The organism is Faecalibacterium sp. DFI.5.82, assembly GCF_029076575.1.
GTDB lineage: Bacteria > Bacillota > Clostridia > Oscillospirales > Ruminococcaceae > Faecalibacterium > Faecalibacterium duncaniae.
The window spans coordinates 104,244-124,110 of record NZ_JARFIS010000001.1; the positions used below are offsets into that span (position 1 = coordinate 104,244).

The 19,867-nt window shown below is 58.7% G+C and carries 17 protein-coding genes and 1 tRNA gene; 14 read left to right on the forward strand and 4 right to left on the reverse strand.

Features of this window, described 5'->3' with window-relative positions:
* Window positions 1–58 precede the first annotated feature (58 nt).
* The 7 genes from P0G09_RS00630 to P0G09_RS00660 all read left to right on the forward strand — a co-directional run bounded on the left by P0G09_RS00630 (window position 59) and on the right by P0G09_RS00660 (window position 9,299).
* A complete protein-coding gene (locus P0G09_RS00630; RefSeq protein ID WP_275251659.1) occupies window positions 59–787 on the forward strand; it encodes a response regulator transcription factor in 729 nt (242 codons plus the stop codon).
* The gene (locus tag P0G09_RS00635; RefSeq protein ID WP_275251660.1) at window positions 780–2,099 is read left to right on the forward strand and encodes a histidine kinase dimerization/phospho-acceptor domain-containing protein; all 1,320 of its coding nucleotides are present in this window, start codon (window positions 780–782) and stop codon (window positions 2,097–2,099) included. Before P0G09_RS00630 ends, P0G09_RS00635 begins: the two co-directional genes overlap by 8 nt.
* Window positions 2,100–2,372: 273 nt before the next feature.
* The gene (locus tag P0G09_RS00640; protein ID WP_275251661.1) at window positions 2,373–4,112 is read left to right on the forward strand and encodes an HlyD family efflux transporter periplasmic adaptor subunit; all 1,740 of its coding nucleotides are present in this window, start codon (window positions 2,373–2,375) and stop codon (window positions 4,110–4,112) included.
* On the forward strand, window positions 4,109–4,858 hold the full coding sequence (locus tag P0G09_RS00645) for an ABC transporter ATP-binding protein (RefSeq protein WP_275251662.1): 750 nt from the start codon (window positions 4,109–4,111) through the stop codon (window positions 4,856–4,858). The genes P0G09_RS00640 and P0G09_RS00645 overlap by 4 nt, the downstream gene beginning before the upstream one ends.
* Window positions 4,855–6,051: an ABC transporter permease gene (locus tag P0G09_RS00650; RefSeq protein WP_275251663.1), complete on the forward strand. Its 1,197-nt coding sequence runs from the start codon at window positions 4,855–4,857 to the stop codon at window positions 6,049–6,051. The genes P0G09_RS00645 and P0G09_RS00650 overlap by 4 nt, the downstream gene beginning before the upstream one ends.
* 99 nt (window positions 6,052–6,150) lie before the next feature.
* Window positions 6,151–8,250 carry an S-layer homology domain-containing protein gene (locus tag P0G09_RS00655; protein ID WP_275251664.1) on the forward strand — a complete coding sequence of 700 codons (2,100 nt, stop codon included), beginning with the start codon at window positions 6,151–6,153 and terminating at the stop codon, window positions 8,248–8,250.
* A gap of 173 nt (window positions 8,251–8,423) precedes the next feature.
* Window positions 8,424–9,299 (forward strand): hypothetical protein, encoded by an 876-nt coding sequence (locus P0G09_RS00660; RefSeq protein WP_275251665.1) that lies wholly within the window; start codon window positions 8,424–8,426, stop codon window positions 9,297–9,299.
* A 49-nt stretch (window positions 9,300–9,348) separates the two neighbouring features.
* On the opposite strand, the gene P0G09_RS00665 is transcribed toward P0G09_RS00660, so the two are convergent.
* From P0G09_RS00665 to P0G09_RS00675, 3 genes are all read right to left on the reverse strand, one after another.
* A complete protein-coding gene (locus tag P0G09_RS00665) occupies window positions 9,349–10,221 on the reverse strand; it encodes a hypothetical protein (protein ID WP_275251666.1) in 873 nt (290 codons plus the stop codon).
* A gap of 81 nt (window positions 10,222–10,302) precedes the next feature.
* Window positions 10,303–10,989: a gamma-glutamyl-gamma-aminobutyrate hydrolase family protein gene (locus P0G09_RS00670; RefSeq protein WP_154276399.1), complete on the reverse strand. Its 687-nt coding sequence runs from the start codon at window positions 10,987–10,989 to the stop codon at window positions 10,303–10,305.
* A 58-nt stretch (window positions 10,990–11,047) separates the two neighbouring features.
* Window positions 11,048–11,139, reverse strand: a tRNA-Ser gene (locus P0G09_RS00675).
* A 265-nt stretch (window positions 11,140–11,404) separates the two neighbouring features.
* Here P0G09_RS00675 and P0G09_RS00680 point away from each other — a divergent pair.
* The 3 genes from P0G09_RS00680 (at window position 11,405) to P0G09_RS00690 (ending at window position 13,838) form a co-directional block, all read left to right on the forward strand.
* The gene (locus P0G09_RS00680; RefSeq protein WP_275251667.1) at window positions 11,405–12,424 is read left to right on the forward strand and encodes an alpha-hydroxy-acid oxidizing protein; all 1,020 of its coding nucleotides are present in this window, start codon (window positions 11,405–11,407) and stop codon (window positions 12,422–12,424) included.
* Window positions 12,425–12,560: 136 nt separating this feature from the next.
* Window positions 12,561–13,058, forward strand: coding sequence for a GNAT family N-acetyltransferase (locus tag P0G09_RS00685; protein WP_275251668.1), 498 nt, complete (start codon window positions 12,561–12,563; stop codon window positions 13,056–13,058).
* Between the two features lie 153 nt (window positions 13,059–13,211).
* Window positions 13,212–13,838: a hypothetical protein gene (locus tag P0G09_RS00690; RefSeq protein ID WP_050762791.1), complete on the forward strand. Its 627-nt coding sequence runs from the start codon at window positions 13,212–13,214 to the stop codon at window positions 13,836–13,838.
* A gap of 62 nt (window positions 13,839–13,900) precedes the next feature.
* On the opposite strand, the gene P0G09_RS00695 is transcribed toward P0G09_RS00690, so the two are convergent.
* On the reverse strand, window positions 13,901–14,851 hold the full coding sequence (locus P0G09_RS00695; RefSeq protein WP_207684510.1) for an RluA family pseudouridine synthase: 951 nt from the start codon (window positions 14,849–14,851) through the stop codon (window positions 13,901–13,903).
* 266 nt (window positions 14,852–15,117) lie between these two features.
* On the opposite strand from P0G09_RS00695, the gene P0G09_RS00700 reads away from it, so the two are divergent.
* The 4 genes from P0G09_RS00700 to P0G09_RS00715 all read left to right on the forward strand — a co-directional run bounded on the left by P0G09_RS00700 (window position 15,118) and on the right by P0G09_RS00715 (window position 19,866).
* Window positions 15,118–15,681: a hypothetical protein gene (locus P0G09_RS00700; protein ID WP_097772716.1), complete on the forward strand. Its 564-nt coding sequence runs from the start codon at window positions 15,118–15,120 to the stop codon at window positions 15,679–15,681.
* A 424-nt stretch (window positions 15,682–16,105) separates the two neighbouring features.
* On the forward strand, window positions 16,106–18,766 hold the full coding sequence (gene alaS / locus P0G09_RS00705) for an alanine--tRNA ligase (protein WP_275251669.1): 2,661 nt from the start codon (window positions 16,106–16,108) through the stop codon (window positions 18,764–18,766).
* Between the two features lie 182 nt (window positions 18,767–18,948).
* Window positions 18,949–19,281, forward strand: coding sequence for a histidine triad nucleotide-binding protein (locus P0G09_RS00710; RefSeq protein WP_117476993.1), 333 nt, complete (start codon window positions 18,949–18,951; stop codon window positions 19,279–19,281).
* A 45-nt stretch (window positions 19,282–19,326) separates the two neighbouring features.
* Window positions 19,327–19,866 carry a phosphoribosyltransferase family protein gene (locus P0G09_RS00715; protein WP_117505307.1) on the forward strand — a complete coding sequence of 180 codons (540 nt, stop codon included), beginning with the start codon at window positions 19,327–19,329 and terminating at the stop codon, window positions 19,864–19,866.
* Window position 19,867: the final 1 nt, after the last annotated feature.

Consider the following 19,867-nt stretch of genomic DNA (forward strand, 5'->3'; position numbering starts at 1 on the left):
AAAATGCAGGAAACTGCTGTTATACTAGAACCGAGAATGACAAAAAGGGGAGAAGACCATGGCAGAGCAGACCATTCTGATCGCGGAGGACGATCCGGATATCCGGGACGGCGTGCGCATCCTGCTTTCCGGCGAGGGATACCATATCATCGAAGCCGAAAACGGCACCCGGGCACTGGAGGTGTTCCGCCCGGAGGTCGATCTGGTGATCCTGGATATTATGATGCCGGGTATGAGCGGCCTGCGCGTCTGCGAGGAGCTGCGCAAGCTCTCCACAGTGCCAATCCTGTTCCTCACGGCAAAATCACAGGAGTCCGATAAGCTGCTGGGCCTGACCGCGGGCGGGGACGATTACCTGCCCAAGCCCTTTTCCTTTGCGGAGCTCAGCGCCCGGGTCAAGGCATTGCTGCGGCGGTACTGTGTCTATCAGGGCAAGGGGCAGGCCCCGGCCCGGGCCGAGAACCTGACCCTGTGCAGCCATGGCGTGAGGCTGGCGCTGGACTGCAACCGCGTCTGGGTGGACGGGGAGGAGATCGACCTGACCGAGACGGAGTACAAGATCCTGCGGCTGCTCATGCAGAGCCCCCAGCGCATCTTCCCGGTGCAGGTGATCTACGAGGATGTGTGGCAGGAACCTTATTTCTACACCTCCAACGGCACCGTGATGGTACATATCCGCAATCTGCGGATGAAGATCGAAAAAGATCCGCAGAACCCCGCCCGTCTGCAGACCATGTGGGGGAAAGGGTACCGCTTTGTGCCTGGGGAGGAGAAGGATCATGCGTAAAAAGCTGGGACTTTCCGGCAAGCTGGTGTTGATGATCCTGTTCTCAGCACTGGCAAGTGCTGTGTTTCTGGTGGGAATGCAGGTCGTGCTGAATAAAGCCCTGTGGCTTTATTTTGACCAGCCGGAAACCCAGCAGAGGGCTGTGGAAAAACAGGTGCAGGAGCTGCAGAGCTATATCGACCGGCGCGGTCTTTCCAGCCGGGATATCGACAAGCTGGACGACTGGTCTGTGCGGAACGGCAGCACGATGTTCATCATTTACGACCGCTCCCGGATGCTCTATTCCTCCTATCCGCTGGTCGCTCCGGTCTACGAGGGGCGGGGAAACGTGACGGAAGCGGTTCCGGCCGTTTCGGCCGAGCACTGGCTCCCGATGTACTCGCTCACTTTTTCGGACAAAGAGACCACCGCAATGTTCTATTACAACGGCGTGGATGCCTATTACGGCAAAGGGTGCGAGATCCTGCTGCTTGTCAGCTTTGCCCTTTTCCCACTGTTTTTCTTCCTGAGCAGCCGGAAGATCATCCGCTATATCCTCCTGCTCAGCGGGGAGATCCAGGCCATGGAGGGCGGTGACCTTGACCATCCCATCACGATCCAGGGAGACGATGAGCTGGCCCTGCTGGCCACCAGTCTGGATGGCCTGCGTCTGACCCTGCGCCAGCAGCAGGCCGAGGAGGCCCAGGCCGCCGCCAAGGTCAAGAGCCTGATCACTGAGATGTCCCACGACCTGCGCACCCCGCTGACCACCCTGCTGCTCTATACCGAGATCCTGCGCCACCACAAACACGAGACCGAGGCCCAGCAGGATGAATATCTGGCAAAGATCGACGGTAAGGCCCGGCAGATCAAGCAACTGTCCGACAATCTGTTCGAGTACGCGCTGGTCACCCGGGACACCGTGGTGCAGCTGGATGCCCCGGCCCGCTTCTCCCAGATCTTTGAGGAGCCGCTGGCCGAGATGGTGGAGATGCTGCAGCAGCGCGGCTTTGCCTGTGCGCTGGAGCTGGGCAGCGAGGATGTGCTCCTGACCGTGCGGGCGCAGTACATCCGGCGCATTCTGGATAATATCGGCTCCAACCTGATCAAGTACGCCGACCCAGCCCGGCCCATCGAGGTGCGGTTCCTGCGGCAGGAGGGAAGGGCGGGCCTTGTGTTCCGCAACCATGTCCTGCCCGCGCCCCCGGCAGTGGAAAGCACCAAGGTGGGCCTGACCAGCATCGAGACCATGATGGATAAGATGCACGCAGACTGCAAGATCGAACAGGAGAATGAGCAGTTCACCATGACGCTGCTGTTTCCGGTAGAATAAGACAACCCTCTCAGTCAAAGCCTACGGCTTTGCCAGCTCCCCCGAAGGGGGAGCCAATGCAGCACCTCGGATAGAGCCTGCATAGCCTCTCCCTTCGGGGGAGGCGGCATTGCAATGCGATGACGGGGAGGGTTTCTTTTTACACTTTTTCCACCGAACTTAAGCAAGTCTTAAGAAATATCTCCGGCGAATGTTAAGAAAGGCCCGCTATACTGTTGGAAGAAGGGCGGGTGCGGCTTTGCACCCGGCCATAACATCAGGGAGGGGCAACCAATGCTGCGAAAAAAGAAACAAACGCCGCAGGAACAGAGCGACCAGGAATTCAATCTGGCGCTGGAAGTGCCTGCAGAACAAAGACCGAAGGGCTGGAGACCTTTTGTAAGGCGCAACTGGAAGCGCATTGCCGCTGCCGCCTGCGCAGCCGCAGTGGCCGGTGCGCTCCTGCTGCCCGGGAAGGGCGCAAAACCGGCAGGCGTAGATACCGAATATCTGGAAAGCGCGGTGGAGCGCCGGAATATCACCAATGTGTTCAGCGGCTCCGGCACCATTGCCGCAGCCAACACCTACACCGTCAATGCGCTGGTGTCCGGCACTGTGCTCACCGCCGATTTTGCGGTGGGGGACACCATTGAAGAGGGAACGGTGCTCTACACCATCGACAGCTCCAACGCCGCCAACAGCGTGGAAAAAGCCCAGCTCTCGCTGGATCAGGCCCAGCGCAATTACGAGGATGCCGTGGATGCACAATACGTCCGCAGCACCATCGGCGGCACGCTGGCCTCCTATAAGGTGGCGGTGGGCGATGTGGTCGCCGCCGGGCAGGAGGTGGCCACCGTGCGGGATGCCTCCACCTTGCTGCTGACGCTGGAATTCCCGGCGGCGGATGCGGCGAACTTTACCGTGGGGCAGGCCGCACAGGTCACGCTGGACGGCACCTTTGAGGCCGTCTCCGGCACCGTGCGCTCCGTCTCCGGTGCGGATGCTCTGAGCAGCGGGAACCTGCTGGTGCGCACCGTGACCATTGCGGTGAACAACACCGGCAGCCTGACCACCACGCAGGCCGCAACGGCCAGCATCAACGGGGTCAGCGCACTGGCATCGGCAAAATTCAGCTACCAGAACGAGCAGACCATCACCGCCTCCACCGGCGGCACCGTGACCGCCCTCTGCGTGAAAGAGGGCTCCTCCGTCAGCGCCGATACCGCGCTGGTCAGGATCTCCGGCAAGGAGCTGACCAAGCAGGTGCAGAACGCCTCCGATAACCTGCGCAGTGCCCAGATGTCCATGGAGGACACCGAGGATCAGCTGAACAACTATACCATCACCTCGCCCATCAGCGGCACGGTCATCTCCAAGGAGGTCAAGGCGGGCGACACCGTGAGCAATACCGCAGCAGGCAGCACCAGCCTGTGCACCATCTACGACCTGAGCTATCTGCAGATGACGGTGAATGTGGACGAACTGGAGATCCTCTCCATCAAGGAGGGGCAGAGCGTGACCATCACCGCGGATGCCATCTCTGACCGCACCTTTACCGGCGTGGTCACCAGCGTATCCAAGGCGGGCACCACGGCAGGCGGCACCACCACCTATCCTGTCACCATCCGCATCGACGATACCGGTGACCTGCTGCCCGGCATGAATGCCACCGCCGAGATCACGACGGCCAGCACCGAGAACGCGCTTTCCATCCCAAATGCTGCTGTGGTGCGGGGCGATTATGTGCTGGTGACCAAGGATTCCCCCAGCGCTGCCAACGCCGACCCCAGCATGACCGCTCCGGAGGGCTATGTCTATGTCAAGGTGACCACCGGCACCAGCGATGATGATTACATCGCCGTAACAAGCGGCCTGCAGGAAGGCGACACCGTAGCCTACACCGCCAGCAGCACCGCCTCTGTCAGCGCTGACGGACAGATGGAGGAGATGATGGTGGTCGGCGGACCCGGTCAGGGCGGTGGTGGAAGCGGCGGCCCGAACGGTGGCGGTGCACCGGGAGGTGGCCCGCAATGAGCGCTCTGATCGAATTTGAGGATGTGTGCAAATATTACCGGATGGGTGACACCACGGTAAAAGCCGCCGACCACATCAGCATGAAAATTGAAAAGGGCGAGTTCGTGGCCATCGTGGGCCAGTCCGGCTCCGGTAAATCCACCTGCATGAACATCATCGGCTGCCTGGATGTGCCCACAGCGGGCAGCTACCGGCTCAATGGCCGGGAGGTGGGCAACATGTCCGGCAATGAGCAGGCCGAGGTGCGCAACGAGATGCTGGGCTTCATCTTCCAGCAGTATAACCTGCTGCCCAAATTGAATCTGATGGAAAACGTGGAGGTGCCGCTGATCTATGCGGGCGTGCCCCGCGCCGAGCGCCGCCGCCGGGCCCGCCAGGCACTGGAGCAGGTGGGGCTGGGCGATAAGCTGAAAAACAAGCCCAGCCAGCTTTCCGGCGGCCAGCAGCAGCGCGTCTCCATTGCCCGGGCGCTGGCCGGGAACCCGGCGGTCATTCTGGCCGACGAGCCCACCGGCGCGCTGGACAGCCACACCGGCCGCGAGGTGCTGGGAATGCTGCAGCAGCTCCACCGGCAGGGCAACACCGTGGTGCTCATCACCCACGACAACTCCATTGCCGTGCAGGCCCAGCGCATCATCCGGCTGGAGGATGGCCGCGTGGTCTACGACGGCGATGCCCGGGCACCGGAGGCCATCGTTCAGCCGACACTGAACTTTGAACCGGCAGAACAGGAGGGGGACGCATGATCTACGAGACCTTCCGCGAAGCAGTCAAGAATATCTGGAGCAACAAATTCCGCACCGTTCTGACCATGCTGGGCATCATCATCGGTGTCACGGCGGTTATCGTCATCGTGGGCTTGGGCAACGGCATGACCCAGAGCATCAAGGACAGCTTTTCTGAGATGGGGACCAATGTCCTCAGCGTCCAGATCACGGGCCGCGGCTCCCGCACTGTGACCGTGCAGCAGCTGTACGATATCGTGGACAGCCACCCGGAGGTGTTCACCGGCATGTCGCCCACCACCACGCTGGACAGCACCGTGAAGGTGGATACCACCACCTATGGCTATACGAGCGTCAAAGGCGTGAATGAGACCTACCTGGATATGATGGGGCGCATGCTGGCTCAGGGCCGGGGCCTGACCTATGTGGACATCACGGACAATAAAAAGGTCTGCGTGGTGGGCGATTACATTGCCCGTGCGGCATACGGCGGCAACGCCATCGGCCAGACCATCAAGATCGGCAGTGAGAGATTTACCATCGTGGGCGTGCTGGAAGCCAATGTCAGCAGTACGACCGATCAGGAGGGCACCGACGATGACATGATCTTTGTGCCCTATACCACCGCCCAGCGCATCAGCAAGACCAGCGCCAGCTCCTACGGCGTGGTTCTGGTGAGCGATGAACTTGCCGATGAGGGCAAGAATCTTCTGGTAGTAGGGATCGAATCCATCCTCCACGCGGAGGACGGCTATTTCATCACCAGCCTGAGCGAGATGCTGGAGACCATGACCAGCATGATCAACATGGTGGTGGCGATCCTGACCGCCATTGCAGCCATCTCCCTGCTGGTGGGCGGCATCGGCATTATGAACATTATGATGGTGTCCGTCACCGAGCGCACCCGGGAGATCGGCATTCGCAAGGCGCTGGGTGCCAAGGAACGCAGCATTCTGGGCCTGTTCGTCACTGAGGCGGCCACCACCTCCGCGCTGGGCGGCCTGCTTGGCATTGCACTGGGCTATCTGTTCAGCGCTCTGGCCAACCGGGTGCTTCCGCTGCTGGTGTCGGATATGGAACTGACGGTGGCCCCTTCCATGACCTCAGTGCTGGTGGCCTTTGGCATCTCGGTGGGCATCGGTGTACTGTTCGGCTACCTGCCCGCCAAGCGCGCCGCAAGGCTGAACCCCATTGAAGCATTGAGATATGATTAAACCTCTCACCGCTTCGGTCTGGCTTCGCCAGCGCCTTGCGGAGCTCCCCTGGCAGGGGAGCCTGGAATAGAGGAAACACAATCTTAAGGAGAATCTTCCATGAAAAAAAGAATCCTTTCCCTTTTGCTGGCGGTGAGCATTGCCTGCTTGATGCTGGTGGTGCCGGCAAATGCCGCTGCCAGCAATGCGGCGGTGCAGACTGCCGTGACGCTGGGCGGCTTGACCAGCGAACAGGCCTCCGCCCTGAGCACCGCCCTGACTCGGGGCCAGCTGGCAAAGCTGCTGGTGGCATTCTCGGCCTATCGGGAGAGCGCCGCCACGCAGGGGAACACCGGCACCCTGTTCACCGACGTGGACAGCGGAAACGAATATGCCCCCTATATCCGCATTGCCGTCCAGCAGGGATGGCTCAGCGGCTACACCGACGGTTCTTTCCGGCCCGATAACGGTGTGACGCTGGAAGAGGCCTGCACCGCCGCCCTCAAGCTGCTGGGCTATGATGTTACCACCCTGAGCGGCAGCTTCCCGGCGGCACAGCTCAACAAGGCCAGCAGCCTGGGCCTGCGGGCCGGTTTGAGCGCCGTGCAGGGGCAGGGCCTGACCCTGGAGGATGCCGCTGTGCTCTTCTATAATGCCCTGACGGCCAGCACCGCTGAGAACCAGACCTATGCCGCCACGCTGGGCTTTACCGTGACGGATGGCCGGATCGACCTGTCCTCAGTGCTGCTCAGCAGTGTGGAGGGCCCCTTTGTGGCCGATGGCACCACCCAGCTGCCCTTTGCCCCGGCGGCGGTCTACCGCAATGATACCGTGGCCACAGATGCCACTCTGAACGCCTACGATGTCTACTATTACAGCGCCAGCGCCAGAACGGTCTGGATCTACTCTCGCAAGGCGGCGGGCCGCATCACGGCGGTCTCACCCAGCGCCAGCGCCCCCACCAGTGTGACAGTGGCAGGCACCAGCTACACGCTGGCTTCCTCGGCAGCGGCATCGGTCCTCTCGTCCCTCAATGGCGGCGGAGTGGGGCAGGTGGTCACCCTGCTGTTGGGCATGAACAACGAGGCGGTGGCCGTTCTGACCGGCGAGGAAGCCGACAGCGTGTTCTATGGCGTGGTGCAGACTGCCTCCCGCAGCCTGACCGAGGAAAATGGCGCGGATGTGCTCCAAAGCGTGCAGGTGGCCTGTACCGATGGCGTGACCCGCACCGTGAATGTGGACAAGAGCCTGAACTTTCCCACCGGCTGGCTGGTGAAGATCACCGTCAACGCCGACGGGGAGAACGTGGAGACCCTGAGCGGCCGATCGGTCAGCGGCACCATCCGTGCGGACGGCACCGCGCTGGGCGATGCGGCCCTTGCTTCGGATGTGGAGATCCTGGATACGACAGCGGAGGGGTTGGCTGGGACAGTAAGTCCCAGCCGCCTATCGGGGGTGACACTTTCTGCCTCGGATGTCCGTTACTACACCGTGGATGAGAACGGTGCCATTGACCGGCTCATCCTGAACGATGCCACCGGCGACCTGTGGACCTACGGTGTGCTGGATGATGTGACCAACCTCATCAGCACCGCAGCCAGCTCCACCACGAACACTGGCTCCGGCTCGTCCACCTCCAACACCACCGGTTCCAGTGCCTCTGACCTTGTGGCCGGTGCGGTGGAAAGCGTGATGCCCTCCACCAGCACCCTGCTGTATGGGCTGGTCGATGGCAGCATCGGCAGCACCCTGTGGGAGAGCGTGACCAGCAGCACCGCCAGCCTGGCAAGCTATCTGCTCAAGATCGGTGCCAACAGCACCACGGGCGTGGTCAGCTCGGTGCTGGATTACCTGAGCAGCGGCGCGAACTATGTCTGCTACGTCAACGGTGAGCAGACCACCTATAAGACCAGCGTGAAGTATCCCGTGCTGGCGGGCGGCATCTCGGTGCGCAAGACTGCTTCCGGCAGTGTGGGCACTATGGCTCAGCTGCTCCCGGTCACGGTGGATCAGCTGGGGGCGGCCTCGGTGCGGAGCGGCTCCACCCGCTATGAGACTGCCGATGACATGCAGGTGTATCTGTGGTACAAGGGCAAGTATTACGCCACCACCCTTTCCCAGATCAACGCCGAGGATTACAGCCTCATCGGCTGGTACGATGCCTACGGCAGCGCGGCGGGCGGAAAGATCCGCGTTCTTGTGGCCGTGAAAAAAGACTGACCGCGTCTCCGGCAGGCTGTGAAATGGGACGAAATCCGGTCATAAAAAGGCAGTTAGGCGACATTTTTCACGATTTATCCATTGAAATTCTCCCCCGGGGATGATATGATAGACCTGTTCCTGCGCGGCAAAAGGCCGGGAACGAAATCTGAAGTGGGAGAATTTTGTGCCAGATGCAGAAAAAGAAGCTTTATCAGCTGGCTGCGGCCATCGTTCTTGTGGTGGCCGTGGCAGCTGCTTTGATCCTGACAGGGATGCGGAAAAGCACCCCTGTGTCCGAGGCGCAGGCCAGCTCTGTGCCGTCCTCCGCTTTGTCCGGCGGGGAAGCTGAGGAACCTTCCAGCGCCGCCGCCTCCAGCGAGAGCGCCGTCAGCAGTGAGGTGACGGAAGAATCCCCGGTTTCGTCCTTTTTGGAACAGCTGGAAGAGGAACTTGGCATTTCCTCTTCAGAGACAGCTTCGTCCAGTGAGGTCTCCTCTGCCGCCAGCGCAGGCAAGGCGGACAGCGTGAGCTCCGCAGTGTCCGGTTCCAGTGCCGCACACTCGGTGCCCGCGTCCTCTGCGGCTTCCGGCAGCCATGCGGCCAGCAGTCAGGCCCCCGGCAGCAGCCATGCCTCCAGCAGCTCCGCTGCTTCGGAGAATGAGGTGGATGCCAGGATCGACAGCTACATCCGCCAGCTGCAGAACCTGAAGAGGCAGACGGAATCCAAGCTCTACGGCGTGATCTACGAGGCCTACAATGAGTACATCTCCCACCCGGTGGAGGAGCGCAATCTGGGGATGAAGGTCTCCATCGTGGTGTCCAAAACCGCCAAGCTGACCAGTGTTCAGGGCGAGTGTGACAAGGAGTTCAACGCCATCCTGAAAGAGCTGCGCCAGTACCTGCGGGACAATGGCCGTGACCAGAGCGTTGCGGATCAGGCCGAGCAGGAGTACAAAAAGATGAAGTCCGACCTGACCAGCGAGCTGACCGGCATTGTCTATAACAGTGCGGTGGGCAGCGGTGATGGCGGCAAATGGATCCAGGAACACATTGAGCATAAGCGCTGAAATAGATAAGAGCCGTGCAGTTCAAACGCTGCACGGCTCTGCTTTTTTGTTACTGCACACGCTTCAATGCTGTGTTGATGAGATCGGCAAACTGCTCCAGACGCTCCCGGAGCTGGACGATGGAATCGATGTCGCTGTCGGAAATAACACTGACGGGAGCCGAAAGGCTGTTGACACCGGCTTTCAGTGTGCCGCTCAGGGCTGCGTTGACACCGTGGGCGGGGATCTCCACATGGACATCCACGGGGATGGTGTCATCGAAGAGCAGGGACTTCAGCGGCAGGCCCACCACAAGGACAGCCGCGTCCTCCCCCTCAGACGGGAACTGATAGTAGGTGTAGTCCTTCTTGGCATAATCGGGGTGGACGACGCACTGGCGGCTAAGGGTCATGGTATAGCCGGACATCTCCTGCATGGCCACCTGCGTGTTGGGTACGCCAAGGATCTTTGCCAGCTGGGCCTGCGTGATGTAGTTGGGCAGAGACCACTCCGGCAGGAACGCACCCACCAGCGGCGCGCTGTCTGCGATGGAATCCCGCAGGGTGCGGTAGAGCCGCCCGGCATCGAAGTAGGTATCGTTGGCATCGATATAGAGGTCGGTGAAAAAATCGGTGCCGCCGGTCTCGGCGCGGGCAAGCCCGCCGGAGGGGTAAAGGTACAATTGCAGCTGCCCCGGCGAATACAGCCCGGCCACATCGCCGGAGGTTGCACCCACCTGTTTCAGAATATTGTACAGGGCCGGGGTACTGGCACTGTCCTGTGCGGTGATGTTATAGCTGAACTCAAAGGCCGCCCCCTTTTGTAAGGCACGGACTTTGCTGTTGACCAGACTGAAAAGGACCAGCGCAGCCACCAGACACACCGCCAGAATGCAGGCCACCACCGTGACCACGGCGCGGGAACGTTTTTTGGAAGATTTCATGGCAGAACCTCCTGTTCTCTTTATAAGGAATACGATCCAGAGCTTAAAAATCGTTCAAGTTGGCTTTGATTTCTTTATAATTTATTTGCAGGCTGCCACAAAGGCATCAAAGATCCCCTGCATGGCGGGGTCGGCAGCACTGAGCCACTCAGGGTGCCACTGCACGCCCAGGCAGAACTTCGCGTCCGGCTTCTCAATGCCCTCCACGATGCCGTCCTCGCTCAGGGCCGACAGCACAAGGCCGGGGGCGACCTTGTCCACCGCCTGATGGTGCTGGCTGTTGACCAGTACGGTATCCTGCCCCAGAATGCGAGAGAGCAGGGTGTCCCGCCGCACGGTGACGGTGTGGATCTTGCCCCAATGGTCGTTGTGGGGGACGTGCTCAAAGGGTTTGATGTCCTGATACAGATCGCCGCCCAGCGCAACATTCATCAGCTGGATGCCCCGGCAGATGGCCAGCACCGGCTTGTCGGCGGCAAGGAAGGCGCGCAGCAGCAGCGGCTCGGCGGTATCCCGCAGAACGTTGGGCTCACCGCAGGCAGGGATGCGCTCCTGCCCGTAGAATTTCGGGTCGATGTCGCCGCCGCCCGGCAGCAGCAGGCCGTCACAGGCCAGCGCATCCTGCACGGCCTTTTCGGGGTCGTCCAGCTCGATCCAGCGCATCTCTGCCCCGGCCCGGGCAAGGCTTTCGGGATATTTTGCGTGGGCCTCCGCCAGCAGCTGGTTCGGCACCATGCGCGGCATTGCAATCGTAATAGCAGCAGACATTGTAGAAACTCCTTTTTACGTCAACAGAAAAACCCCGGAACATTCGTTCCGGGGTTTCTGGCGGAAAGATGGGGATTCGAACCCCAGAACGCTTTTGACACGTTACACGATTTCCAGTCGTGCGCCTTAGACCAACTCAGCCATCTTTCCACATCTTCAGTTTTCAGCGTTTCGGGCCGTGGCCCTCAGCGCTCCACTATAATACCTGAAAGGATGACTTTTGTCAAGGATTTTTTTGAAAAAATTTGAAAAATCTAAAAATCAACGTTTCTGCGCCATACATTTTTTCGTTTAAAAAAGCAGAACCTGATAATCCCCTTGACGAACCCATAAAAACGGACTATGATGTGGGCAGAGAACGGTTGGAATTTGCAGGTTCCGCTCGAAAAAGGGAACCTGAACAGGAGGATGCGATATGAATTACACTGATGTTTTGAACAATGCCCGCCAGTGCATCGGGCAGTACTGCAAGGCCTGCCCCGTGTGCAACGGCGTGGCCTGCAAAAACCAGATCCCCGGCCCCGGTGCCAAGGGCGTGGGCGATACGGCCATCCGCAATTATAATAAGTGGGCGGAGATCCGGGTGAATATGGACACCCTGTGCGAGAACGGCATCCCCGACACCGGTGTGGAGCTGTTTGGCAAAACCTTCAAGTATCCCTTCTTTGCAGGCCCTGTGGGTGCGGTGAACCTCCACTATTCCGACACCTACACCGATATGACCTACAATGACGTGCTGGTGCGCGCCTGTGCCGAAAACGGCATTGCCGCCTTTACGGGTGACGGCACCAACCCCGACGTGATGACTATGGCCACCAAGGCCATTGGCGCTGCAAGCGGCTGCGGCGTGCCCACCATCAAGCCCTGGAACATCGACACTGTCAAGGCCAAGATGGAGCAGGCCAAGGCCAGCGGTTGCTTTGCCGTTGCCATGGACGTGGATGCCGCCGGTCTGCCCTTCCTGAAGAATATGACCCCGCCCGCCGGCAGCAAGAGCGTTGCCGAGCTGGCCGAGATCGTCAAGCTGGCCGAGCGCCCCTTCATCGTCAAGGGTGTGATGACCGTCAAGGGTGCCCTCAAGGCCAAGGAAGCCGGTGCTGCTGCCATCGTGGTCTCCAACCACGGCGGCCGTGTGCTGGATCAGTGCCCCGCCACCGCCGAAGTCCTGCCGGAGATCGCAGAGGCCCTCAAGGGCAGCGGCGTGAAGATTCTGGTGGATGGCGGCATCCGCTCCGGCGTGGATGTGTTCAAGGCGCTGGCTCTGGGTGCTGACGCTGTGCTCATCTGCCGCCCCTTTGTCACCGCAGTCTACGGCGGCGGCGAGGAAGGCGTGAAGTGCTACATCGACAAAATCGCCGCCGAGCTGGCCGATACCATGCAGATGTGCGGCGCACACTCTCTGGCCGAGATCACCCGGGATATGGTGAGGATCTGATAGGTAAAATGAAAGCGGCATCACAGCTGAAAACTGTGGTGCCGTTTTTTGGTTGCTCTGAAACAGAAACTATGATATGATGGAGCTGGTGGAGCGTGGAAAAGGTGGAGGCCTGATACAATAAGAGGATTCTGTTATGATTACACTAAAGCAGTACACGAACGAAGAAGCACAAATCATCCCACTCATTCAGGGCTTCTGGAAAGCACACAGTCATTATGACCAGAGCGAAGCGGAAGCGCTGGAAGATTTGCAGAACTGGACAAAACCGGGCCATATGATTTATTTTATCCAGAACGATGCCGTCAATGTGGGCTTTGCCCATCTGGGAAGCCGCGGCGGTAAAATGGACTGGCTGGAAGATTTGTTCATCCTGCCGGAATGGCAGGGCCACGGTTTTGGCAGCGAAGCGATTCACCAGCTGGAAGAAATCGTGAAGCAGTATTCGGTTTCCCTTTACATCGAAGCTGCCGCCCGAAACGAAGCAGCGATTCGGCTGTATCGAAAGCTGGGTTATGACTGCCTGAACACGATAACGATTCGCAAAGACTTCCCGGGCTACGAGTATGATGTTGCGCGGAAGGAAAATATCCACGGCATGGAGTTCGAGATTCGGAAGGATAAGGACTTCTGATTTGAGCGTATAGGAACAAGAAACGCGGCATCTTTCCGTTTGCACGGAGAGGTGCCGCGTTTTGTTGCCACAGAACAGAAACTATGGTAAGATGAAGCTGGTGGTTCGGGAAATCGGTGGGGCCGATAAGATAAAAGGATGAAATATAAAACGATGAAGCAAAAAGAATATATGCCTGGAGTAAATCGAGTAAACACATATCTGGATGATCGATTTTTGAAAAAAGTTCTGAATCAACATGGAGCATTTCTTGTTGGAGATGACCCGTATGAAGTGGAAATTGTATCAAAAACAGATGCGATTATAAGAGGAAAGAACTCGAATTTCTATGAAGCTGTGATAGATGAATTTCGATTTTATGCCGAACATATTACGAATTTTTGGGACGAAACAAATAATCTGGTGAAAACATACCCTGCGGTAGAACTAGTGAAGATTCCTATGGCAGAGATTCAGCCTTCACAGTTTTATGTGGATGAAATCAAAAAGCAAGCTGTAAGTGACTTTGTTCATACAGAAGAAGACTTGATAATTCCGCTTGTGAATTGGGAAGGCCATAATGTTTCCGTGGATGGTCATACACGATTGTTTGTGGCAGCTGAAAAAGGAATCCAAAATGTGTATGGATTTTATACAGAGGCTGGCGATTATGTCAGAGATTTTGCAGCAGAAGCTATCAAACGGAATATTGTATCTCCGTATCAATTGATTGAGGTAAAGCATGAGGATTATGAAAAACTTTGGTTTGCATTCTGTGATGAGTATTTTTCAAGCAAATAAGTAAGAAAAACGGCATCTTTCCAATCAAATGGAGAGATGCCGTTTTGGGCTGCGGAGGAAACTTACTTCAACGTTCCATCCAGCACCTGCTGGTAATACCAGGGCTTCGGTGCGCGGAAGGTCTTGCCGGAAAGGTCGACGAAGTCGGGGGAGGTGAAGCGGGGAAGGACCAGCTCCCAGGCGCAGAGAGCCTGATATTTCAGCTTAAGCTCCCGGTTGGCGGTGTTGTTGCCGTATTTGCTGTCGCCCAGGATGGGGCAGCCGATGCTTGCCATGTGGGCACGGATCTGGTGGGTGCGGCCGGTGATGAGCCGGACCTTGAGCAGGGCCAGACGGCCGGAGACGGCAACGGTCTCATACTGGGTTTCCACGTCCTTGGCACCGGGCTGCTTATCGGGCACGATCTTCACGATGCCCCGGTCTGCATCCTTGAGCAGGTAGCCGCCCAGGGTGCCGTCCGGCGGGGTGGGGCGGCCAAAGGTGACGCAGAGGTAGGTCTTTTTGACCTCGCGGTTCTTGATGACCTCAAGGAACAGCTGCTCGGCCTCGGGGGTCTTGGCGATGATGACCAAGCCGCTGGTGCCGGTGTCCAGCCGGTGGCAGAGGGCCGGGGTGTACAGATCGTTCTCCTTGTACTCGCCCTGCTGGTTGAGGTAGAGCAGAGCACGGTTGAGCAGGGTGTCGTCCTCGGGGCCGTCCACGGCAAGGCCGGCGGGTTTGTTCACCACAAGGATCTGCGGGCAGTCGTAGATGACCTGTGCCGGGCCGCGGGCGTTCTTCCACGCCGGGCCTTCCACCCGCTTGTCGGCATCCAGCACCTCGTCCAGGATGAACAGCTTGATCTCGTCGCCTGCCATCACGCGGGTGGAAAGGGGCTGCTTTTTGCCGTTCAGCTTGATCTTGTTCTCCCGCAGAGCCTTGTTCAGGCGGCCCGGGTTCAGCGCCGGGAACTGCTGCATCAGATAGTTGTCCAGCCGGGTGGGGGCCAGACATTTTACTTTTAAGATTTTCACGGAAATTTTCCTCTCTATCTTGAAATAGAATGTGTCTTTGAATCGTTTTTATTGTAGCGGAACGGAAACGTTCCGTCAAGCAAGAGAAAGAAGGTTTTCGTATGAGATGGAACCATAAAATAGGAACATTTACGGTGCTTTTGGCGCTTGGGATCACCATGGCGGGCTGTGGGGCCTCCAGTTCCACGGCGGGAAGCACAGCGGCTTCCACGCCAAGCACGACCTCTTCGGAGGCGCAGGAGGCGCAAAAAACGGAAGTACAGCCCATGCAAGGCGTTTTACTGAGCGACCCCCTTTCGGATGGCACCTATCACATCAGCTTTGAAAGCGATAAAGTATGGGTCGGTGAACGCAAGAATACCATCAACGACGCGGTCGTATACGACTATGACCGGTACACAGCCCCAGAGATAGAAGCATTGAGCGAAGGCGATACCATTGTAACACATCTAAACGGGACAGAGGAAACTACAGCCCTGACCGTGGAGAGCATCGAGCGGGAAAACAACTATGTGACCATCAACGGCGGAATAGAAGAAGGCGGCATCGACTTATGCAAAGAGGAGGACCATTACCGGACTCTGACATGGGATGATTTTCCCGCTTATTATGAAGTTGGTGTGGTGAAGCAGCTTGTTATGGCAGACGATATCGAACTATCGGACGGCGCAGCAGACTTTGGAGCCGACCCAGTGATGGTCAAGGGAGACCGGGCGGTTTGCGATGCAATGAGCAGCGAAGAAGATGTTTATGGGTGGAATGCGGGAAACACGACCGTGACCATCCAAAACGGCGAGATGACCCATGTAGACCGCATCTGGGTGCCGTAAAATTTGTGGAAAACCCGTTGACAAACGCAGAGCCCATGCTATAATTTAAGTGTACGCAAGGGGCGAATATGCGCCTTTGCGGCAAAACGTGAATTATGACAGATGGCAATGATGGGGTCAGAAATGCACACCGCCGCCCAGAGAGAGCGCTCCCAGCTGCAAGGCGCTCCGGCAGGTCTCGTTTCGTGCCGCCCCGGAGCTTCCGGCGAAACAAGTCGGACGCAGCGCAGCGTTACCGCGCCGAAAGCGGCAGGGGACAAGCAGTTTTATCCTTTGCAATTTGGGTGGTACCACGGAGCAGTTTTACACAGCCTCGTCCCTTTTGGGATGGGGCTGTTTTTGTTTTTGCGCCTGCCCGCCCCTCTGCCATAACATCATAAAAACTGACGTGCAAACGCCAAGGACAATTGAGGAGAGAAAACCTATGCAATGGACCGGTTTGAATGAACTGCGTGAAAAGTACCTGAGCTTCTTTGAGAGCAAGGGCCACCTGCGTCTGGACAGCTTCCCGCTGGTGCCGAAGAACGACCCCAGCCTGCTGCTGATCAACAGCGGCATGGCCCCCATGAAAAAGTGGTTCCTGGCTCAGGAAGAGCCTCCCCGCCACCGTGTGACCACCTGCCAGAAGTGCATCCGTACTCCGGATATCGAGCGTGTGGGCATCACTGCCCGCCACGGCACCTTCTTTGAGATGCTGGGCAACTTCTCCTTCCAGGATTACTTCAAGGAGGAGGTCATTCCCTGGGCATGGGAGTTCCTGACCAGCGACGAGTGGATGGCTATCCCCAAGGATAAGCTGCACATCTCTGTCTACGAAGAGGACGACGAGGCTTACGATATCTGGACCAAGAAGGTGGGCATTGCTCCGGACCACATGGTGCGTCTGGGCAAGGAGGACAACTTCTGGGAGCACGGCTCCGGCCCCTGCGGCCCCTGCTCTGAGATCTACTTTGACCGCGGCCCCGAGTACGGCTGCGGCAAGCCGACCTGCGGCGTGGGCTGTGACTGCGACCGCTATATGGAGATCTGGAACCTGGTGTTCAGCCAGTTTGATGCCGACGGCAAGGGCCACTACGAGCGTCTGGCACGTCCCAACATCGATACCGGCATGGGCCTGGAGCGTCTGGCCTGCGTGATGCAGGGCGTGGGCAACCTGTTTGAGGTGGATACCGTTCAGAGCGTGCTGCACCATGTGGAGCACATTGCCGGTAAGACCTATGGTGAGAACGCCAAGGATGACATCTCCATCCGTGTCATCACCGACCACATCCGCAGCTGCACCTTCATGGTGTCTGACGGCATCCTGCCCTCCAACGAGGGCCGCGGCTACGTTCTGCGCCGTCTGCTCCGCCGCGCTGCCCGCCATGGCCGGATGCTGGGCATCTCCCGCCCCTTCCTGGTGGAACTGGTGGAGACGGTCATCCAGTCCAGCGAGAGCGCTTACCCCGAGCTGCGTGAGCACGATGCCTATATCAAGAAGGTCATCGGCACCGAGGAGGCAAACTTTGCCCGCACCATCGATGCCGGTATGAACATCCTGAACAACATGATCGACGGCCTGGAAAAGGCACACCAGCACCTGCTCAAGGGTCTGGACGTGTTCAAGCTGAACGATACCTTCGGCTTCCCCCTCGACCTGACCAAGGAGATCGCTGCCGAGCAGGGCATTGAGATCGACGAGGACGGCTTCCATGCTGAGATGAAGAAGCAGAAGGAGCGCGCCCGTGCCGAGCGCCTGAAGAAGAACATCTCCGGTTGGAGCGAGGATCTGTTCGGCGGCCTGACCGTTGAGCCCACTGTCTTTACCGGCTATGAGACCCTGAACGACACCGGCGTTGTGGTTGCCCTGAGCGACGAGGAGACCCTGACCGATGCCATTGCCACCGATGAGGAGGCAAAGGACGGCGTGCTGGTGGTTCTGGACAAGACCCCGTTCTACGCTGAGATGGGCGGCCAGGTGGCCGACAACGGCCTGCTGACCGGCCCCGAGTGCAGCCTGCGTGTGCTGGACGTGAAAAAGACCCCCAAGGGCTACTACGTCCACACCTGCGTGCTGGAGAGCGGCATCGTCAAGGTGGGCGACCACCTGAACGCTCAGGTGGACAAGGAATACCGGATGTCCGTCTGCCGCAACCACACCGCGACCCATCTGCTGCAGGCTGCCCTGCGTGAGGTCCTGGGCGACCATGTCCATCAGGCAGGCTCCTATCAGGATGCGGAGATCACCCACTTCGACTTCACCCACTTCAGCGCCGTCACGCCTGAGGAGCTGGCCCGGGTGCAGAAGATCGTCAACGATAAGATCTACGAGTCGATGAACGTCACCGTCAAGGAGATGCCCATCGAGGAGGCCAAGAAGCTGGGCGCAATGGCCCTCTTCGGCGAGAAGTACGGCAAGGTCGTCCGCGTTGTGAACATCGAGGGCTGGTCCACCGAGTTCTGCGGCGGCACCCACGTCAAGAACACCGCCCAGATTGGCGGCTTCAAGATCGTCAGCGAGAGCTCTGTGGCTGCAGGCATCCGCCGCATCGAGGCTGTTACCGGCCGCAACCTGCTGATCCGTGCAAACCTGCAGGAGGCTATGCTGCATGATGTGGCAAACACCCTGAAGGCCAACAACGTCACCTCTCTGCCTGTTCGTGCTGAGGCTGTGATGGCTGAGAACAAGGCCATGAGCCGCGAGCTGGAGGAGCTGAAGGCTAAGATCGCCGCCTCCAAGGTGGACAGCCTGTTTGACAACGCCGAGGAAGCAGGCGGCGTGAAGATCGCTTCTGCTTACTTCACCGGCACCACCGGCGAAACCCTGCGCGGTATGTGCGACAGCATCCGCGACAAGGCTGTGAACCCCGTGGTGGCTGTTCTGGTGGGCAAGGCTGAGGATAAGATCACCATGGCCGTTACCGTGAATAAGCTGGCACAGGAAAAGGGCCTCAAGGCTGGCGTGCTGGTCAAGGAGATCAGCGCCATCGCAGGCGGCAAGGGCGGCGGCAAGCCCGACTTTGCAATGGCCGGCCTGAAGGACGAGACCAAGATCGACGAGGCTCTGGCCGCTGTCAAGGGCATCGTTGAGAAGCAGCTGGGCTGAGTGAAAGCGGGCTCACCCTCTCAGGCTCACGTTCATTCGCCAGCTCCCCCAAAGGGGGAGCCCTTGGCAAAACCAGAAGGTTTACCGTACTGCCAAGGCCTCTCACTTTGGGAGAGGTGGCACGGCGTAAGCCGTGACGGAGAGGGCGAGGCTGTTTATAAATATCGAAAGGAGCAATTCCCATGGAAGATTGTCTGTTTTGCATGATCGCCGAGGGCAAGATCCCCTCTAAAAAGCTGTATGAGGACGATCAGGTCGTGGCGTTTTACGATATCAACCCGCAGGCCAAGGTGCACTTCCTTGTTGTGCCCAAAAAGCACATCCAGAGTGCCGCTGCCCTGACGGAGGAGGACGGTGCCCTGCTGGGCCATATCTTTGCCGTGATCGCCAAGCTGGCCAAAGAGGTTGGCCTGGACAACGGCTACCGCGTGATCTCCAATGTCGGCGAGGATGCTGGCCAGACCGTGAAGCACCTGCATTTCCATGTGCTGGGCGGCGAGAAGCTGCCTGTCTGAGCCGCACATAAAAATAACGGATCGAACAAAAGGAAGGGAATTGTTATGGCAAAGACCTATACCCTGAATGTTGCGGGCCTGACCCGTGAACTGACCATCTGCAAGGTGAACGACCACATGGACATTGCGGCCTTCATCATGCTGGGCGATGCAGAGCTGACCGTGGCTGCTGCCACCGAGCTGCTGAAAAAGTGCCCCGAGTTTGATATTCTGCTGACCGCTGAGGCCAAGGGCATCCCTCTGGCACACGAGATGAGCCGCCAGAGCGGCAAGCCCTACATCTGCGCACGCAAGGGCGAAAAGCTCTATATGGCCGACCCTGTCGTGGTGGAGGATCAGTCCATCACCACCGCAGGCAAGCAGAAGCTGGTCATCGACCGCAAGGAGCTGGACAAGATGAGCGGCAAGCGTGTGCTTGTGGTGGATGATGTCATCTCCACCGGCGGCTCCCTGAAGGCGCTGGACGCACTGGCAGAGCAGACCCAGTGCACCATCGTGGGCCAGGCCGCTGTTCTGGCCGAGGGCGATGCAGCCGAGCGCAAGGATATCATTTTCCTTGAGCCGCTGCCCCTGTTCTTCCACTAAG

Excerpts from the sequence above, each read along its gene's own strand:
- P0G09_RS00630 (WP_275251659.1), top strand. The coding sequence starts at position 59 with ATGGCAGAGCAGACCATTCTGATCGCGGAGGACGATCCGGATATCCGG.
- P0G09_RS00635 (WP_275251660.1), top strand. The coding sequence starts at position 780 with ATGCGTAAAAAGCTGGGACTTTCCGGCAAGCTGGTGTTGATGATCCTG.
- P0G09_RS00640 (WP_275251661.1), top strand. The coding sequence starts at position 2,373 with ATGCTGCGAAAAAAGAAACAAACGCCGCAGGAACAGAGCGACCAGGAA.
- P0G09_RS00645 (WP_275251662.1), top strand. The coding sequence starts at position 4,109 with ATGAGCGCTCTGATCGAATTTGAGGATGTGTGCAAATATTACCGGATG.
- P0G09_RS00650 (WP_275251663.1), top strand. The coding sequence starts at position 4,855 with ATGATCTACGAGACCTTCCGCGAAGCAGTCAAGAATATCTGGAGCAAC.
- P0G09_RS00655 (WP_275251664.1), top strand. The coding sequence starts at position 6,151 with ATGAAAAAAAGAATCCTTTCCCTTTTGCTGGCGGTGAGCATTGCCTGC.
- P0G09_RS00660 (WP_275251665.1), top strand. The coding sequence starts at position 8,424 with ATGCAGAAAAAGAAGCTTTATCAGCTGGCTGCGGCCATCGTTCTTGTG.
- P0G09_RS00665 (WP_275251666.1), bottom strand. The coding sequence starts at position 10,221 with ATGAAATCTTCCAAAAAACGTTCCCGCGCCGTGGTCACGGTGGTGGCC.
- P0G09_RS00670 (WP_154276399.1), bottom strand. The coding sequence starts at position 10,989 with ATGTCTGCTGCTATTACGATTGCAATGCCGCGCATGGTGCCGAACCAG.
- P0G09_RS00680 (WP_275251667.1), top strand. The coding sequence starts at position 11,405 with ATGAATTACACTGATGTTTTGAACAATGCCCGCCAGTGCATCGGGCAG.
- P0G09_RS00685 (WP_275251668.1), top strand. The coding sequence starts at position 12,561 with ATGATTACACTAAAGCAGTACACGAACGAAGAAGCACAAATCATCCCA.
- P0G09_RS00690 (WP_050762791.1), top strand. The coding sequence starts at position 13,212 with ATGAAGCAAAAAGAATATATGCCTGGAGTAAATCGAGTAAACACATAT.
- P0G09_RS00700 (WP_097772716.1), top strand. The coding sequence starts at position 15,118 with ATGCAAGGCGTTTTACTGAGCGACCCCCTTTCGGATGGCACCTATCAC.
- alaS (WP_275251669.1), top strand. The coding sequence starts at position 16,106 with ATGCAATGGACCGGTTTGAATGAACTGCGTGAAAAGTACCTGAGCTTC.
- P0G09_RS00710 (WP_117476993.1), top strand. The coding sequence starts at position 18,949 with ATGGAAGATTGTCTGTTTTGCATGATCGCCGAGGGCAAGATCCCCTCT.
- P0G09_RS00715 (WP_117505307.1), top strand. The coding sequence starts at position 19,327 with ATGGCAAAGACCTATACCCTGAATGTTGCGGGCCTGACCCGTGAACTG.